The 15435-nt window shown below is 54.9% G+C and carries 20 protein-coding genes, 1 tRNA gene and 1 pseudogene; 12 read left to right on the top strand and 10 right to left on the bottom strand.

Going from position 1 to position 15435, the window contains the following annotated elements; all coding sequences use genetic code 11:
* Positions 1–7: 7 nt before the first annotated feature.
* Positions 8–691 carry an acireductone synthase gene (gene mtnC / locus GHN92_RS21385; RefSeq protein ID WP_095002037.1) on the top strand — a complete coding sequence of 228 codons (684 nt, stop codon included), beginning with the start codon at positions 8–10 and terminating at the stop codon, positions 689–691.
* An 83-nt stretch (positions 692–774) separates the two neighbouring features.
* Here the strand turns inward: mtnC and GHN92_RS21380 are convergent, their stop codons facing one another.
* Entirely contained in the window at positions 775–1053 is a 279-nt protein-coding gene (locus tag GHN92_RS21380) for a DUF3509 domain-containing protein (protein ID WP_095002036.1), read from the bottom strand.
* Positions 1054–1345: 292 nt separating this feature from the next.
* Between GHN92_RS21380 and GHN92_RS21375 the strand changes: the two genes are divergently transcribed.
* The 5 genes from GHN92_RS21375 to GHN92_RS21355 all read left to right on the top strand — a co-directional run bounded on the left by GHN92_RS21375 (position 1346) and on the right by GHN92_RS21355 (position 6264).
* Positions 1346–1879 carry an ankyrin repeat domain-containing protein gene (locus tag GHN92_RS21375; RefSeq protein WP_095002035.1) on the top strand — a complete coding sequence of 178 codons (534 nt, stop codon included), beginning with the start codon at positions 1346–1348 and terminating at the stop codon, positions 1877–1879.
* Positions 1880–1947: 68 nt separating this feature from the next.
* On the top strand, positions 1948–2478 hold the full coding sequence (locus GHN92_RS21370; RefSeq protein WP_095019565.1) for a hypothetical protein: 531 nt from the start codon (positions 1948–1950) through the stop codon (positions 2476–2478).
* A gap of 84 nt (positions 2479–2562) precedes the next feature.
* The gene (locus tag GHN92_RS21365; protein ID WP_016781476.1) at positions 2563–2754 is read left to right on the top strand and encodes a PLDc N-terminal domain-containing protein; all 192 of its coding nucleotides are present in this window, start codon (positions 2563–2565) and stop codon (positions 2752–2754) included.
* Positions 2755–2957: 203 nt separating this feature from the next.
* A complete protein-coding gene (speE, locus tag GHN92_RS21360) occupies positions 2958–3833 on the top strand; it encodes a polyamine aminopropyltransferase (protein ID WP_095019564.1) in 876 nt (291 codons plus the stop codon).
* Between the two features lie 352 nt (positions 3834–4185).
* Complete coding sequence (locus GHN92_RS21355; protein WP_095019563.1) at positions 4186–6264, top strand: LTA synthase family protein; 2079 nt, start codon at positions 4186–4188, stop codon at positions 6262–6264.
* 48 nt (positions 6265–6312) lie between these two features.
* Here the strand turns inward: GHN92_RS21355 and GHN92_RS21350 are convergent, their stop codons facing one another.
* The gene (locus tag GHN92_RS21350) at positions 6313–6471 is read right to left on the bottom strand and encodes a DUF3309 family protein (RefSeq protein WP_095002031.1); all 159 of its coding nucleotides are present in this window, start codon (positions 6469–6471) and stop codon (positions 6313–6315) included.
* Positions 6472–6672: 201 nt separating this feature from the next.
* On the opposite strand from GHN92_RS21350, the gene GHN92_RS21345 reads away from it, so the two are divergent.
* Entirely contained in the window at positions 6673–7005 is a 333-nt protein-coding gene (locus GHN92_RS21345) for a YnfA family protein (protein ID WP_095002030.1), read from the top strand.
* A gap of 135 nt (positions 7006–7140) precedes the next feature.
* Positions 7141–7344, top strand: a complete 204-nt coding sequence (gene csrA / locus GHN92_RS21340) for a carbon storage regulator CsrA (RefSeq protein WP_095019562.1) — start codon at positions 7141–7143, stop codon at positions 7342–7344.
* Here the strand turns inward: csrA and GHN92_RS21335 are convergent.
* The 7 genes from GHN92_RS21335 to GHN92_RS21305 form a co-directional block, all read right to left on the bottom strand.
* Entirely contained in the window at positions 7341–7568 is a 228-nt protein-coding gene (locus tag GHN92_RS21335) for a YheU family protein (RefSeq protein WP_095002028.1), read from the bottom strand. The two genes, csrA and GHN92_RS21335, sit on opposite strands and share 4 nt — an antisense overlap.
* Positions 7569–7613: 45 nt before the next feature.
* Positions 7614–8615 carry a glycosyl transferase family protein gene (locus GHN92_RS21330; protein ID WP_095021346.1) on the bottom strand — a complete coding sequence of 334 codons (1002 nt, stop codon included), beginning with the start codon at positions 8613–8615 and terminating at the stop codon, positions 7614–7616.
* Positions 8612–8947: a TusE/DsrC/DsvC family sulfur relay protein gene (locus GHN92_RS21325; RefSeq protein ID WP_095002026.1), complete on the bottom strand. Its 336-nt coding sequence runs from the start codon at positions 8945–8947 to the stop codon at positions 8612–8614. Before GHN92_RS21325 ends, GHN92_RS21330 begins: the two co-directional genes overlap by 4 nt.
* Positions 8944–9231, bottom strand: a complete 288-nt coding sequence (gene tusB / locus GHN92_RS21320) for a sulfurtransferase complex subunit TusB (protein ID WP_153381054.1) — start codon at positions 9229–9231, stop codon at positions 8944–8946. The genes GHN92_RS21325 and tusB overlap by 4 nt, the downstream gene beginning before the upstream one ends.
* A complete protein-coding gene (gene tusC, locus GHN92_RS21315; RefSeq protein ID WP_095002024.1) occupies positions 9231–9593 on the bottom strand; it encodes a sulfurtransferase complex subunit TusC in 363 nt (120 codons plus the stop codon). The genes tusB and tusC overlap by 1 nt, the downstream gene beginning before the upstream one ends.
* Position 9594: 1 nt before the next feature.
* The gene (tusD, locus tag GHN92_RS21310; RefSeq protein WP_095019560.1) at positions 9595–9987 is read right to left on the bottom strand and encodes a sulfurtransferase complex subunit TusD; all 393 of its coding nucleotides are present in this window, start codon (positions 9985–9987) and stop codon (positions 9595–9597) included.
* Positions 9988–10097: 110 nt separating this feature from the next.
* Positions 10098–10769, bottom strand: a complete 672-nt coding sequence (locus GHN92_RS21305) for a Bax inhibitor-1/YccA family protein (protein WP_095002022.1) — start codon at positions 10767–10769, stop codon at positions 10098–10100.
* A 124-nt stretch (positions 10770–10893) separates the two neighbouring features.
* On the opposite strand from GHN92_RS21305, the gene GHN92_RS21300 reads away from it, so the two are divergent.
* Positions 10894–10981, top strand: a tRNA-Ser gene (locus GHN92_RS21300).
* Positions 10982–11778: 797 nt separating this feature from the next.
* Here the strand turns inward: GHN92_RS21300 and GHN92_RS21295 are convergent.
* Positions 11779–12297 carry a cysteine hydrolase family protein gene (locus GHN92_RS21295; protein ID WP_153381052.1) on the bottom strand — a complete coding sequence of 173 codons (519 nt, stop codon included), beginning with the start codon at positions 12295–12297 and terminating at the stop codon, positions 11779–11781.
* Positions 12298–12982: 685 nt separating this feature from the next.
* Here GHN92_RS21295 and GHN92_RS21290 point away from each other — a divergent pair.
* From GHN92_RS21290 to GHN92_RS21280, 3 genes and pseudogenes are all read left to right on the top strand, one after another.
* On the top strand, positions 12983–13735 hold the full coding sequence (locus GHN92_RS21290; protein ID WP_095002019.1) for a hypothetical protein: 753 nt from the start codon (positions 12983–12985) through the stop codon (positions 13733–13735).
* Between the two features lie 18 nt (positions 13736–13753).
* Complete coding sequence (locus GHN92_RS21285) at positions 13754–14101, top strand: hypothetical protein (RefSeq protein ID WP_095002018.1); 348 nt, start codon at positions 13754–13756, stop codon at positions 14099–14101.
* 748 nt (positions 14102–14849) lie between these two features.
* A pseudogene (locus GHN92_RS21280) lies at positions 14850–15374 on the top strand (IS5-like element ISPa41 family transposase); the annotation flags it as partial.
* Between the last annotated feature and the right edge of the window lie 61 nt (positions 15375–15435).

The raw sequence follows: 15435 nt of genomic DNA, 5'->3' as shown, positions 1-15435 counted from the left end.
ATCTCCCATGCCGATCAAAGCCATCCTGACCGATATCGAAGGCACCACCAGCGCTGTCAGCTTCGTATTTGACGTGTTGTTTCCGTATGCGGCCAAACACCTGCCCGGGTTTGTGCGCGAGCATGCCGAAGACCCTGAAGTGGCCATGCAGCTGGGCGCAGTACGCCTGGATAGCGGCGAGCCTGAGGCCGATGTCGAGCGGGTCATCGAGATCCTCCAGCAATGGCTGGCCGAAGACCGCAAGGCCACACCACTCAAGGCCTTGCAAGGGATGATCTGGAAGCAGGGATACGCCGCGGGTGAGCTTAAGGGCCATGTTTACCCGGACGCGGTCGAAGCGCTGCGCGAGTGGCATGCCAAAGGGTATGACCTGTATGTCTACTCGTCAGGTTCGATACAGGCGCAAAAGCTGATTTTTGGCTGTTCCGAGGCGGGTGACCTGACGCCACTGTTCAATGGCTACTTTGACACCACCTCCGGGCCCAAGCGTGAGGCGCAATCATATCGCCACATTACCGAGGCCATAGGCTGCCCGGCCGGGAAGATCCTGTTTTTGTCGGATATCGTTGAAGAACTCGATGCTGCACAGGCGGCCGGCATGCTGACCTGCGGCCTGGCCCGTGAGGGTGGGGAACTGGCGGGACATAAAACCGTGAGCAGTTTTGCCGAGATTGATCCTGCCGCAGTTTGAATAACACTGCTGTGGGAGTGAGCCTGCTCGCTCCCACAGTCATGCCGTTATCTATCGCGGACTGCTTTGCACTACCCTTGGGTTCAGCGGGTGTGATAGGTCGGCAGGGCAAAACGATGCTGGCTTTGCAGCAGCGAAATGGTCGGCAATTCACTGGCAGTGCCTGCCAGGTCACGACGAATCGCGCTGATGGCCCAGGTCAGTTCCTCGGCGGTATGCAGTTGCGTGTAAGAAAGTGTGCGCTGGGTCTGTTTGCCTTCGTTGTCACACAATGTCAGCAGCACGCCGCCATCCGGGCGGGGTTTTACGGTGACAGTGTGGTTGGAGAACAACGATGCGAATTTTTCCTGGATCAGGCTCATATGTTCAGCTCCATTAGCGCTTGAATGCTTGTATGGAGTAGAGATTGCAGTGATTGTGCCACTATTCTTTTTTTAAAAAACCCATATAAATCAACGGCTTATAATTTATGCAAAAAGCATTTGTCGTGCATTTTGCATGAGTGGCCATCGTGCATCCTGCATTTTGCCCAGTCGGTATCAGGCTCAGACAGCTGATTGATTGTTCCTATGGGTGCATTGAGCAAAAAAGGGGTGACACCGTGTCTGCGTCTCAGGAAACTAGGGTTTTTTTGTAGCCAGGGTGGAACCTTACATGTCAGAGAACAAGCCAGCAGACCAGAGCCGCCAGATGACCCCGGAAGAGGCCGCCGACTTTGCCGAGCAGGTGTTCAACAAGGCACGGGATGGTGATGCTGCAATGCTGGCAGCCTTGCTGAGCAAGGGCTTGCCGGCCAATTTGCGCAACCACAAGGGTGATACCCTGTTGATGCTGGCCAGCTATCACGGCCACGTTGAAGCGGTGAAGGTGCTGCTTGAGCACAATGCCGACCCCGAGATCCGCAATGACAATGGCCAGAGCCCGATTGCAGGTGCTGCCTTCAAGGGCGACCTGGAAATGGTCAAGACCCTGGTTGAAGGTGGCGCACAAGTTGAAGGCGCATCATTTGATGGCCGTACAGCGCTGATGATGGCCGCCATGTTCAATCGTGGGGAAATCATCGATTACCTGATCAGCAAGGGCGCCGATCCAAAAGCCAAGGACGCCAATGGCATCACCGCCCTGGATGCCGCCAGGACCATGGGCGCAGCCGAAACCGTGGCGCAACTTGAGAAGCTGTTGGGCTGATCGCCCCTTGAAGGGCGCAATTGATATATCCTGCGCGCCCTTAATTTTCCTTGTGACAGGCCTCGCCCATGAAAACCACTCTCGTTGAACTCATCAGCAAAATCAGCTCTGGGTGCATGGGCGACGACGAAATCGCCTCCATCGCGGACGAGGCGGCTCAAGCCTACGCCGATCAGGCAGCATTTCTGCTTGCCAACCCGGACATCAACTACGACGACAGCTTCCCGATCCCGCTGGGTGAATGGGTTGTGGTGGGCAGCTTGCCGGAAACGGTGTTGTTCCAGGCCGATACCTGGATGGACCTGTTTGCCCAGATCGTCGCCTCTTTCGGTCCTGATGTAGCGTTCAATATCAAGCCAAAGCAATTGGCCAAGACCGAAGCGCTGACCGCGCTCAACCGCATCCAGATCCAGATGGGCAGCATGAGCCCGGAGCAGGGCGGTTATGTGCTGGTCAACCTGAGCCAGCCGCTGGACGACGAAATCCAGGTGGTGCTGGTTTACGGCAATGACGTGCCGCGCGTGCTGGAACTGTGTGCCGAAGTCGGCATCGCCGCTGCGCCATCGCTGGAAGCTCTCAAGGTTGCCGTCCACGTCTGAAACCCTGGCTGCTGCAATAAAAAACGGAACCCTGGCCGTGGGTGACTATCCTATGAGCACAAGTACTCAATCGGGAGCGTCATCATGGGTTCAACGTTTAATGGTCTGATCGGTCTGATTATTCTGGCCCTGGATATTTGGGCCATCATCAACGTAATCAAAAGCGGCGCCGGGACGGGCGCGAAAGTGCTTTGGGTGCTGCTGATTCTGTTCCTGCCGGTACTGGGGCTGGTGATTTGGGCCATCGCCGGGCCGCGGGGCAATGTGCGTATTTGAGCTGCTTGCCAGCGGGCAGCGACGGTAAATCGTGGTTGCCCGCTTAGATTGTCGGCGTCAAGGTTCGACCTGTCATGTTCCTCGACGTAGAATGCGCGCCTTTCTTGGGCAGTTGGACCCGTGTCGCGATAGCGGTATGAGGTTTGGCTGTCGATCATGGGCGGGTGACCGTCCGTTGCCACCAGCATTCAAGGGGACTACCCATGGCCGAATCGCTTGACAACCACTATCTCGAAACCCTTTACGAAGGCTATGGCCAACGCTTTCGCATGGACAAGCTGCTCCATGAAGTGCGAACCGATCACCAGCATCTGGTGATCTTCGAAAACCCGGTCATGGGCCGCGTAATGGCTCTGGACGGCGTGATCCAGACCACTGAAGCGGACGAGTTCATCTACCACGAAATGCTTACCCATGTGCCGATCCTGGCCCACGGTGCGGTCAAGCGCGTGCTGATCATTGGCGGTGGTGATGGCGGCATGTTGCGCGAAGTCACCAAGCACATTGGCATTGAGCACATCACCATGGTCGAGATCGACGGCACCGTGGTGGACATGTGCAAAGAGTTCCTGCCCAACCACTCCAAGGGTGCGTACGACGATCCACGCCTGAACCTGGTGATCGACGACGGCATGCGCTTTGTCGCCACCACCGAAGAAAAATTCGACGTGATCATCTCGGATTCCACCGACCCGATCGGGCCGGGCGAAGTGCTGTTCTCCGAGAACTTCTACCAGGCTTGCCACCGTTGCCTGAATGAAGGGGGTGTACTGGTCACCCAGAACGGCACGCCATTTATGCAGTTGCAGGAAGTGCAGACCACCGCCGGGCGCATGCGCAGCCTGTTTGCTGACTGGCATTTCTACCAGGCTGCCGTGCCTACCTATATCGGCGGCTCCATGACCTTCGCCTGGGGTTCGACTGATGCGAGCTATCGCAAGTTGCCGCTTGAGACCCTGCGTCAACGTTTTGCCGGTAGCGGTATCGTGACCCGCTACTACAATCCGGAAGTTCATATCGGTGCTTTCGCCTTGCCGCAATATGTTTTGCAGGCTATCAACAAGCCAAGCAACGACTGAGGCTGTGCAGTAGCAAGGCAGGGCGTCAGTTGTAGAACTGTGGGAGCGGGCTTGCCCGCGATGCAGGCGACGCGGTTTAAAGTTGGACCGCGTTGCTGCAATCGCTAACAAGCCGCTCCCACAGGGAATGAGCGCCCTTTCTTATGTTTCAAGATGTGCTCTGCACGAAATTTTCACGGTACCTTTAAGACAATTCGCACGCAAAATTTTGCCTGTCTACTCGTAAACGCCTCAGTTCAGGCGTTTCTGGTGGGTCTCGGGCCAAAATCTGTGTAATTAAAGAGCGATGCACCCGTGGCAAGCCACCGGTGATAAAGCCACTTCAACTTGAACCAATGGGTCCTAAAACGACATGGCAAACCCGGACGCCCCAAGCCAACAGCACGCGGCCACGCGTGTGTTGCAACCGACCGTCAAATCGCATCTGGCGTTTACGCTGCTCTGTGCCTTGATCATGATGGTGATGTTCACCCTGTTGCGGGTGGCATTGCTGGTTTACAACCGGGAAATGATCCTCGACACCCCGGCATCGACGTTCCTTGAAGCCTTCGGCAACGGTCTGCGCTTTGACGCCCGGATTGTCGTGTACTTCAGTATTCCGCTGCTGCTGGCGGTGCTCAGTGTCAAGGCCATGGCCATGCGCGGTGTGCTGCGTTTCTGGCTGACTGCAGCATCCAGCCTGGCGCTGTTTTTGGGCCTGATGGAGATGGACTTCTACCGTGAGTTCCATCAGCGTCTTAACGGTCTGGTTTTCCAGTATGTGAAGGAAGACCCGAAAACCGTGATGAGCATGCTTTGGTATGGCTTCCCGGTGGTGCGTTACCTGCTGTCCTGGGCTGTCGGCACTGTCATTTTGTACTTTGCCTTCCGCGGCGCCGACCGCGTGACCCGTTCCAGCGCTACCCGCGCGGCTGCTGGCACTTCGCGTGCGGTGGCGCCCTGGTACGGCCGTGCAGCGGTATTTGTCGTGCTGCTGCTGGTGTGTGTGGTCCTGGCCCGTGGCACATTGCGTCAGGGTCCTCCGCTGCGTTGGGGTGATGCCTACACAACCGACTCCAACTTCGCCAATCAGTTGGGGCTCAACGGCTCTCTGTCATTGATTGCCGCTGCGAAAAGCCGCTTCGGTGACGATCGCACCAATATCTGGAAGGCTACCCTTGAGCAGCCCGTAGCGACGCAGACCGTGCGCGACATGCTGCTGACTGAAAATGACAAGCTGGTTGATCCTGATACCGCTCCTGTGCGTCGCGATACCACGCCGCCTGCGGAAAAAACCCTGCCTATCAAGAACGTCGTCGTAATCCTGATGGAAAGCTTCGCCGGTCACTCGGTGGGTGCGCTGGGTCGTCCGGGCAATATCACCCCGTACTTCGATGAGCTGTCCAAGCAAGGCTTGCTGTTCGAGCGCTTCTTCTCCAATGGCACCCATACCCACCAGGGCATGTTCGCCACCATGGCGTGCTTCCCGAACCTGCCGGGTTTTGAATACCTGATGCAGACCCCGGAAGGCAGCCACAAGCTGTCCGGCTTGCCGGAACTGCTCAGCGCTCGCAAGTTCGATGACGTGTATGTCTACAACGGCGACTTTGCCTGGGACAACCAGTCTGGTTTCTTCAGTAACCAGGGCATGACCACTTTTGTAGGTCGTAACGATTTCGTTGACCCGGTGTTCTCTGATCCTACCTGGGGTGTGTCCGACCAGGACATGTTCAACCGCGGCCTGGAAGAGCTGAAAAAGCGTGAAGGCAAAGAACCTTTCTATGCGCTGCTGCAAACCCTGTCCAACCACACGCCGTATGCCTTGCCTACGCCATTGCCGGTCGAGCCGGTAACCGATCGCGGTTCGCTCAACGAGCATTTGACGGCGATGCGTTATTCCGACTGGGCGCTGGGGCAGTTCTTCGAAAAAGCGCGCAAAGAACCCTACTTCAAGGAAACCCTGTTTGTGATCGTGGGCGACCACGGTTTCGGTAACGAGCAGCAGATTTCCGAGATGGACCTGGGGCGTTTCAACGTGCCGTTGCTGCTGATCGGCCCTGGTATCCAGGAGAAGTTTGGTACACGCACTGATATCGTGGGCACTCAGGTCGACATCGTGCCAACCATCATGGGGCGTCTGGGTGGTGAGTTCCGTCAGCAATGCTGGGGCCGTGACCTGCTGACTCTGCCTGAGGGTGACAAAGGCAGTGGTGTGATCAAGCCGTCTGGCAGTGACCAGACCGTGGCGATCATCAGTGACGACCACTTGCTGGTGCAGCCTAAAGACATGCCGGCCAAGGTTTGGCAGTACAAATTGGGTGCCAACCCTGAAGCGACAGTGGTCACTGACTCGCCTGAAGCGACCGAGCTGAAGAAAAAGCTCGAATCCTTCCTGCAGACCGCGACCAAGAGCCTGCTGGACAACACCGCAGGTGTGGCTGATCCGAAATAATCAGCCAGTTAAATAAAAAAGAGGCCTCAGGGCCTCTTTTTTATTGGGTCAAATCTTGCCGAGCAACAGTAATATCAACAGTACAACCAGTACGGTACCGATAATCCCTGAGGGGCCATAGCCCCAGCTTTTGGAGTGCGGAAACACAGGTAATCCGCCGATTAACAGCAGAATCAGGACGATCAGAAGAATTGTGGTCATGAGCATTTCCTTTTTGTGGTGTTCCGCCAACGTTCAGTTTTACGGGGCGCCGCTTCAGGAACAAGGATGGGCAGTGCTTATAAAATCCGACTCTCCAGCTCGATGAATAATTCAACTTTTTTCATGCCGTACTCAAAAACAGTTCTGCCTTGATCGGTGGCAGGTGCGCAGGTAGGGTGGCGCGCTGCCCACCTGGAAACACTGCACATGCTCAATTACGTTTGGTTTTTTTTGGCTGCTCTGTTTGAAATTGCAGGCTGCTACGGGTTCTGGATGTGGCTTCGTCAGGGCAAAAGTGCCTGGTGGGCTTTGCCCGCTATTCTGAGCCTGGTGCTGTTTGCCCTGCTGCTGACCAAGGTTGAGGCAGCCTATGCCGGGCGGGCCTATGCGGCCTATGGCGGGATTTACATCGTGACATCCATTGCCTGGCTGGCAGTGGTGGAACGTATCCGGCCACTGGGCTCAGATTGGCTCGGGGTAGGACTGTGCGTGATTGGCGCGACCATCATCTTGCTGGGACCGCGTTTTACCCCTTCGTAAAGGGAAAATTCCGTAGGGAGTACGTAGGAATAAGCCTTGTATGCAGTAGGTTGTAACTGAATTAACTTGTAAGTATTGAAGCCGGTTTTTATGCCGTGCAGTCTTTGTGGCTCCCCACCCTTGAGGATGAGAGCCATGCAGATACTGAGTCGAACCGTCGGAGAGCATTTTTCAATCGGGGAAGATATAACGCTGTTTGTCATCGCCGTTAACGGCAACAACGTGCGCCTGGGGATTGAAGCTCCCAGGCATATCAGCGTGCATCGCTCGGAAATTTATGAGCGGATAAAAAACCAGCCCGTCGGGCAGCAGGCAACCGGATCTTCGGCCAAGGTTTAATCAAAAAATTCCTTCGGTACCGCGTGCCTGGGCATCAGTTGGCATTGCTGGCTTTCCAGATCGAAGAAAATTACTGCCTGGCCTTTGCTCAATGCATGTCGAACCCGCAGTACACGGGTTTCCTGGGGAGTGTCATCGCCGTTGTCCGTGCCGTCGCGACTCACAAAGTCCTCGATCAGGCGGGTGAGGGTGTCAGGTTCAAGCTGGTCGTAGGGGATAAGCATCTTGGGCTCTCGTAAGCAAGCGTGTTGAGGTGGTTGGCCTTGGGCTTAAATCGCCTTGTTGCGGTTGTCCCAGTAATGCTGAGCCAGTTCAAAAGCTTGCGCCCGGGGTGTGCCCAGACCGCGCAATGCCAGGGCCATGGTCGACAGCAAGGCCAGTTGCGGGTAGCTGTCCTGGACTTCTCCACGCCACAATGCCTTGAGGTGTTCAGGGTCTAGTGACGCTGGTTTGACATGGCGCTGTGAAGACAGTGCTGGCCATTCTTCATCCCAGTCAACACCAGCTGTAGTGCCGTAAAGATGGCTTGCGCTATCGGGGTTGATTTCGACTTCGCCGCCATCACCCTTGACCACAATACTGGTGTCACCCAGCAAGCCGCTGGCTTCGCGATGCACGCTTTGATAGCCCGGATGGAAGATGCTTTGCAGGCCGCAGCGCGCACCCAGCGGGTTGAGTATGCGAGCCAATGAATGAATCGGCGAGCGCAGCCCGAGGGTGTTGCGCAGATCGATCATGCGTTGCAATTGTGGCGCCCAGTCCTGCAGCGGCATAAAGGCCGGATTCCCCGCATCCAGGGCCTCGTTGACACTTTGCCAGTTGCGACACAGTGGAATGGCCAGCGCGTCGAGAAGCTGCTCGCTGTACATTCGGCCCGCCGTATGGGCGCCGCCGCCATGCATGAAAATGCGTACACCGTGCTGTGCCAGGCACTTGGCTGCCAGCAAGTACCAGGGCAGGTGGCGTTTTTTACCGGCGTAAGTCGGCCAGTCAATGTCGACCTTGATCGCGGGAGGTGTCAGTCGCTCCCTGACGGCTTCGGTAAAACCGGCCATTTCCTCTGCGCTTTCTTCTTTATGCCGCAGCAACATGAGGAAGGCGCCCAGTTGCGTGTCTTCTGCCTTGTCGTCAAGCAGCATGCCCATGGCTTCGCGGGCTTCTTCCCGAGTCAGGTTGCGGGCACCCCGTTTGCCTTTGCCCAGGATGCGTACAAATTGCGCAAAAGGGTGTTCGGCGGGAGTTTCAAGTGTCAGCGCAGCGGGAGTGTTCATAGGCAATTGGTCGGTTTGGGCAGGCCCGCCAGCTTGGCGGCGAGTTTGGCAGGGGTGCCGTTAAACAGTCGGTTGAGATGCAGGCTATTGCCCTTTTCTGGACCCAATTTGAGTGCCGTGTACTTGATCAGAGGGCGAGTGGCAGGCGATAGCTCGAACTCCTGATAAAAGCTGCGCAACAACTCGAGGATTTCCCAGTGTTCGGCGCTCAACTCAATACCTGCCTGCGCCGCCAGTGCCTGAGCAACATCAGCGGACCAGTCGTTGAGATCGAGCAGATAACCGTCCTTGTCCAGCTCGATATTTTTACCGTTGAGGGTGAGCGTATTCATAGCCAGCCGTTGACCTTGTCGTAACGAATCGACAGCTCGACGAAAGCCGGGTAATCAACGCAGGCCGCCCATGGCGGACATTCCAGGTTGCGTGCCTGCAAGTCCTCTTCAAGGATAAATACGGTTTTTCCAGTCAGGGCTGTGAGAGCAGTGCTTTGAAGCTGCAGGGCATACACCGCGTCGCCACAGAGCAAAAGGGCATCGTCGCTGCCTAACACGCGAAGACAGCTGCTCAGGCGTATGTCAGAAAATGGTGAGTGGCTCACAACATGTAGAGTCGACATCAGAGGGTGATCACTTGGTCATAACGGTCAATAAGAGCGCGGACAGCTTCAGTCGACAAGGGCTGCACATCAATTGCCGCAAGCCCCTCGGTTGAGATGCCGCGTTCGTCAAGGCTGTGGTTGCAGGCAAACAGATCGTCAACGCCGAACATGGACAGGGCCTGCAGATTGGCCGTTAGATTCTTCTGCTGGATGGCTGCGGCATTTTGAGTCGCCAGCAGCTGAAAAATACCGTCATCCATAAACAGCAGGGCAATCGGCAAATCAAATGCACCGCCTGCCAGCACGATATCCAGTGCTTCTTTGGCGCCGGGCCCCGACCACGGTGCCTGACGGCTGATAATCAATAGTGACTTGGGCATTTCAAGGTCCCCCGAAACAGATCAATCGATCGGCCGATTGAATGGCATCGTGCAATTGGCCCAGTCCGGACAACTCCCAGGGTGCATGAACATTGACCCCGGGCCGCTGATAGCGTGCGGACTCGTCTTCATTGAGTACACCGCGGCGCAAGGCAGCGGCAATACAGACCACACCATCGAGTTGGTGCTGGCTGACAAAAGTTGCCCATTGTTGCGCAAGGTCCTGCTCGTCTTGCGGCGTGACGATATTGCTCGAGGCAATATGAACACCGTCCTGATAGAAGAACAAACGGACAATTTCATGGCCGCCTGCCAGCGCTGCCTCGGCAAAGCGCAAGGCTCGACGGGAGGAGGGGGCATGGGCCGCTGAATAAAGGGCAATGGCGAATTTCATGGTGGGCTCTGTCGGCAAATCTGGGGCAATGATAAAGCCAGATGCCCAAAGATGCTTGTGGCAGACAACAAAAAGCCCGCCGAAGCGGGCTTTTGTATAGCGGTTGTTGATCAGTCGTCGCGGCTCATGATGCCGAAAATTTGCAGCAGGCTGATAAACAGGTTGTAGATCGATACATACAGGCTGATGGTAGCCATGATGTAGTTGCGCTCGCCGCCATGAATGATGGCGCTGGTCTGGAACAGAATGCAGACCGACGAGAACAGTACAAAACCGGCGCTGATAGCCAACTGCAGGCCGCTGATCTGGAAGAAGAAGCTCGCCAGCGTAGCGCCCAGCAGAACAAAGAAACCGGCAGTGATGAAACCGCCGAGGAAGCTCATGTCCTTGCGAGTGATCAATACATAGGCAGACAGGCCGCCAAATACCAGAGCCGTCATGGCAAAGGCAGAACTGACCACCTCGGCGCCGCCCTGCATGCCCAGGTAACGGTTGAGAATAGGGCCCAGCAAGAAGCCCATGAAACCGGTAAGGGCAAAGGCAGAAACCAGGCCCCACGCGGAGTCACGCAACTTGTTGGTCAGGAAAAACAGGCCGTAGAACCCGATCAGCACAACGAAAATATTGGGATAGCCGACCCGCAGCTGCTGCGAGACATAAGCCATCACACCGCTGAAAGCCAGGGTGAGGGCCAGCAAACCGTACGTATTGCGCAGGACGCGGCTAACCTCTAGCTGCTCGGCCTGCACGCTGCTATTAACTGCGTAATCCTGTTCGCGCATGGCGATACTCCTGTGTTTAGAAATGTTAAGTAGCAAAGATCATAGCAGAGGCTCTGAAACAAGCGATCAAGAGAGTTTGACAACGTGTTTCATTCAGGTATTATGGCGCCCGAAACAACGTATAGGAGGTGTGGCCGAGTGGTTTAAGGCAACGGTCTTGAAAACCGTCGACTGTAACAGGTCCATGAGTTCGAATCCCATCGCCTCCGCCATATTGCTACACCGCAGAGCCCGCCTTTTGGCGGGCTTTGTCGTTTCTGGGGGGTGGGGAAGGGCGCTGCACCGAGCTCGTCGTTTTCGCATAGCCTCAGACCGTGTCCGCATCTGGGGCAATTTTAGAGCCCGATCCAGCGTTTTTAACGCCTGTGTTTGAGTCGGAGGGAAAGTGCTTTTTAGCTGTGCACTTTTCGCCGATTTAACAGGTAGCTTTCACAATTTTCACAACCCGTATGTAAACAGTCGCCGCTACCTGCATACCCGTGTACCTCACCTGCTTTCGTTTTGCCTACGAAAGCAAAGTATTCAATATACTTGAGAGCCGTTATTGTCATGAACTCATGAAGGCGCCATTTAGTATTATGCGTACCAAAAACCTCGTCACTAAAATTTCGGTCTGAACATATGTTGTGACTTTATAAATTTGTATGAGTAGGGAGTTCGATGAATAATATAAAGTCTGGATTGATTCATAAGGAGCATGAATATGCCATTAGAGCTTGGCCGATATCTGTTGTGGGGAGAATAATAGACTTCTCCATTCCTGGCACATCGAGAGAGTCTATAATTCGATCTTGATTCAACTGCCCCATAGATTTTTAGTTGAAAAAAACACCAGCCTAGAAGAAAAATACTCCCGCATAGCATGTGGCCTACAGGCCACGTGCTGTATTTCTCCATAGAAGTCTTGAAAGCAGCCGGCCTCGACAGGTATTAGCGCTCGATTTTTACCTCTGTGCCTCATTGTTTTAGCAACAGATCAGCCTGGATCAGCCTGATCTGTCGACCGAGACTAAAACCCCCAGTCCTCAGCGTTGATGACACGACAGAATGGCCCCGCCAGGGTTGCATTGTGATGAGCGATAATCTGCTGTGCCTTCAACGCAGGGGTGTCACTGCAGGTATGGCCATCGGCAATCAGTACTGCGTCGAACCCAAGGTCTCGTGCCGCGCGGCAGGTGCTGTCGACACAATATTGGGTTTTCATGCCCGTGATGACCACACCCTCAACACCAAGAGCCTGTAGCTGGTCGGCCAGGTTTGTCCTGGCAAAGGCGTTGGGGCGGTTTTTCTCGAAAATCACTTCGCTGCCCTGTAGCACCAGTTCCGGTATCAGTTGGGTCAACGGGCTTCCCGGTTCAATCGGTGAACCGGTAGGGCCGACATGACGGGCGAGAAAGACCGGGGCACCTGCGCTCCGGGCTTTATCCAGCAACGTGATCAATGTGTCCAACAGGGCCTCGCCAGCCCATGGCTTGTCCGGGCCATGCACCAATCCTACCTGCATATCAAGAATCAACAGTGCATACATGGGGCTTTTCCTTGCGTTTTGGCCAGTGACACAAGGGCAAAAGAAAAGGCCCTTACCATCACTGGCGGGCCTTTGAAGTTCGTGCGTTATGGACTCACGATACCTCTCACGACCCGCCTTCGGCGGTCGTGGTAGTCGTGGTCAAGGCAACTCGTAATTGATTCATGGAGCTGACAGTAGCTGCGTATCAGCGGGTTGGCAAGCAGGAGCAGGAAGCGTCATGACTTCGAGCTGGCCAGCCATATACCCATATGCTTCTTGGAAGCCGCGGCCAATCAAACTCAGACTAAAGGTCGTCCAGCGCAACCTACACGCGCTGTGGTGATACGAGATGTTGTTGGTGGGAGCCTCGTCTTCTTGGGCATGAGCACAAGGCAAAAGGGTAGTTTGCCGCGGTCATCGACGTACTGCGGTGTCTTGAGCTTGAGTTCCAGCACGCACAGTCTGTGCTTTAAATTAAATATTGAACGTAGCCCTGCTACTTTAACGAAACAGTCATAGAGATTCTGTACGCCGAGGTGCTGCGTGGGGGGTAATTAAAAGTATGGGGTCAGTCATGCAATATTTTGAGTTTATTATGGTTCTGTGGGGGCTCATAATGAATAGCGGGTAATTTGTTTTTCGGTAAAATTAATTAAGTGCGTGTGCTTTGCAGGCATTTCTTTAATTATCGGGGGGCGGGATCATGAAGACGCTGGGGGTTTTGCTATGGGTTTTTGTGACAGTTATATTAAAGGCTCCTTATTCATGGGCCGAGCCACCAGGTACGGTATGGCGAATGGATACCCGGCCGGAACAGCTGATATTTCACGCTGGTTTCCAGGCCTGGGGTAGTAACTTTAATGTTCATGACCATGTGACCGGCGAGTCATGCGTCAACAGGCAACAGGGGCAGCGAGATTCAGGCTTTGTCTCAACCGCGGCAAACTTTCAGTTCATTCGCACTGCCGCAGCTGCCAGGGCTTTTGCCCAACCCGGTCAGCGTATTTATCTTTATCGCGTCAGGCCGGACAGCAACTTCTTCAATGCCGAGGCCTCATTGCGGACATTGCATGACAACAACCCGCAAGTCCCGATCACCCCCTTGAACTACCATCCCTCACGGGCAGCCAATGAATATATAACGCCGACCCTCATTCCTACTCAAAATATCAGGGATGTGGAGTCCTATATTGTTGTCGACGGTGAGTTGCAAGTTTCAACTGCTCAGGTTAACCCCCGTTATGTGGCCGATAATACCCGAGCCACGAACAGGCCCTATTTCAACGGTGAAGCCCCACGAGAAAGAAGGCCTACCTGGTTGGGCATGATCCCGATGGTCGGGGCGTGCCTGGCTGCGTCGCGTTCGGATCTGAAGCAAGATATTCCAGCAATAATGTTTACCCTGGAGTCTGTTTATAACAGCAGTACCTCCATTATTAACCATGATGAGCTATAAACGTTGAGGAGTATGAGCATGCGTCTTGCAGCCTTGTTGTTGGTGTTGAGTGTCAATGCTTTTGCCGAAGAGCCTGGCTTGATGGGTGTGAGTCGGGATATAAAGTGCGCGCAGGGCACGGTGAAGCAAATACATATAGGGGCAGGTAACTACGACAGCGGCAATGGGATCAGCGTAATGTTAACTTCGACCGGAACGCGCTGGTGGGCAGTTCATGGGGAGCGCAATCTGAATGATCCCACAGGTTATGCACTGCTTAATATGCTGTCCCTGTCGAAGCTGACAGGCCAGCAAGTGTCTCTTCTTGATGAGTCCGGCGGCGGATGTAATTACTTTACGGGTGTGGTCTTGACAAATATGTATTAAGTTTCGAGGGGTCACTATTCAAGTGGAGGCGGCACACTTGCAGAATAAAGGTGTTGATTGTCTGCACTTTGCCGCGCCCGCTGTTAATTGTGTCCTGTACGATTTGCGATACAGAACACTCAGCGCCATCGCTAAGCAGTGGCCTGTGCGGCGTCTGTCTAAAGTATGCAGGGGGATACAAGCGCTGGTATCGGCATGTTCAGGTCTAAGCGGTCATGAGGGTGCGCAGTCCGATGGTGGATTATTCAGAGGAATTCCTACGCTTGAAAGTGCACGAATGAAACAGTTCGAGGGGTTTATTTATTACAAGTCACCCGCCTCGCCGGCGGTGTGATTTAGGGTGTCCATAGAGCCCGACTTGACCGAGCGCATGCTCAACCAATGATCAGCCTGATCGCGCTGAAAGCCTGTGGCAAGGAAGCATCAGGTACGAAATAAAATAAGGGGCCGAAAGCCGGGTGCGCCAACTTCCCGCCCACTCAAGGCTCCTGCGCTGTACATACAGCGAAATGAGCCTGGCCGCTGTCTTTTCGGGGCTGTAGGTGTCCAGGGCGCTGAGGCGACTCTATCGCCCTTGATTTCGAAGTTCTGCAGGCGTGTATGCCGTCCGTTTTCCAATAATTCAGGTTTCCGCTATCTGATGTTCGGCAACGACGTTAATCTCGGTGGGTGCCGGTTTCGTTTAGGGAATCTCCGAACAAGCCTTCAGTTATGCGAGAATCCCCGCAACACCTGATCCGAGCCGCCCATGAGCCAGATGAGCTTTTCCGACTTTGAGTACGCCGGCAAGCGCAAGCAAACCCGCCGAGAGCGCTTCCTCGCCGAAATGGATCAGGTGGTGCCCTGGGCAGGCCTGCTGGAGCTGATCGAACCGTTCTACCCCAAGGCCGGCGGCGGTAGAAAACCCTATCCTCTGGAAACCATGCTGCGCATCCATCTGTTGCAGAACTGGTTCTCCCTGAGCGACCCGGCCATGGAAGAAGCGCTCTACGAAATCACGCCCATGCGCCAGTTCGCACGCCTGACGCTGAGCGCGCCAATCCCCGAAGACACCACGATCATGAACTTCCGGCACTTGCTGGAGAAGCATCAGCTCGCACCGGCAATCCTTGCGGTCATCAATGGTTATCTGCAGGAAAAAGGCCTGTCGCTGCGCCAAGGCACCATCGTCGATGCCACCATTATTCATGCCCCCAGCTCGACCAAAAATAAAGAAGGCAAGCGTGATCCCGAGATGCACCAGACCAAGAAAGGCGGTCAGTATTTCTTCGGGAGTGCGACCTGAAAGTCGCATGGGTTTCTGTTCCGCAGGTTAACGCCCGACGGAACCGATT

The organism is Pseudomonas sp. FSL R10-2964 (assembly GCF_009600035.1).
Lineage (GTDB): Bacteria > Pseudomonadota > Gammaproteobacteria > Pseudomonadales > Pseudomonadaceae > Aquipseudomonas > Aquipseudomonas bubulae.
This window is presented reverse-complemented; position numbering and strand designations above follow the sequence as displayed.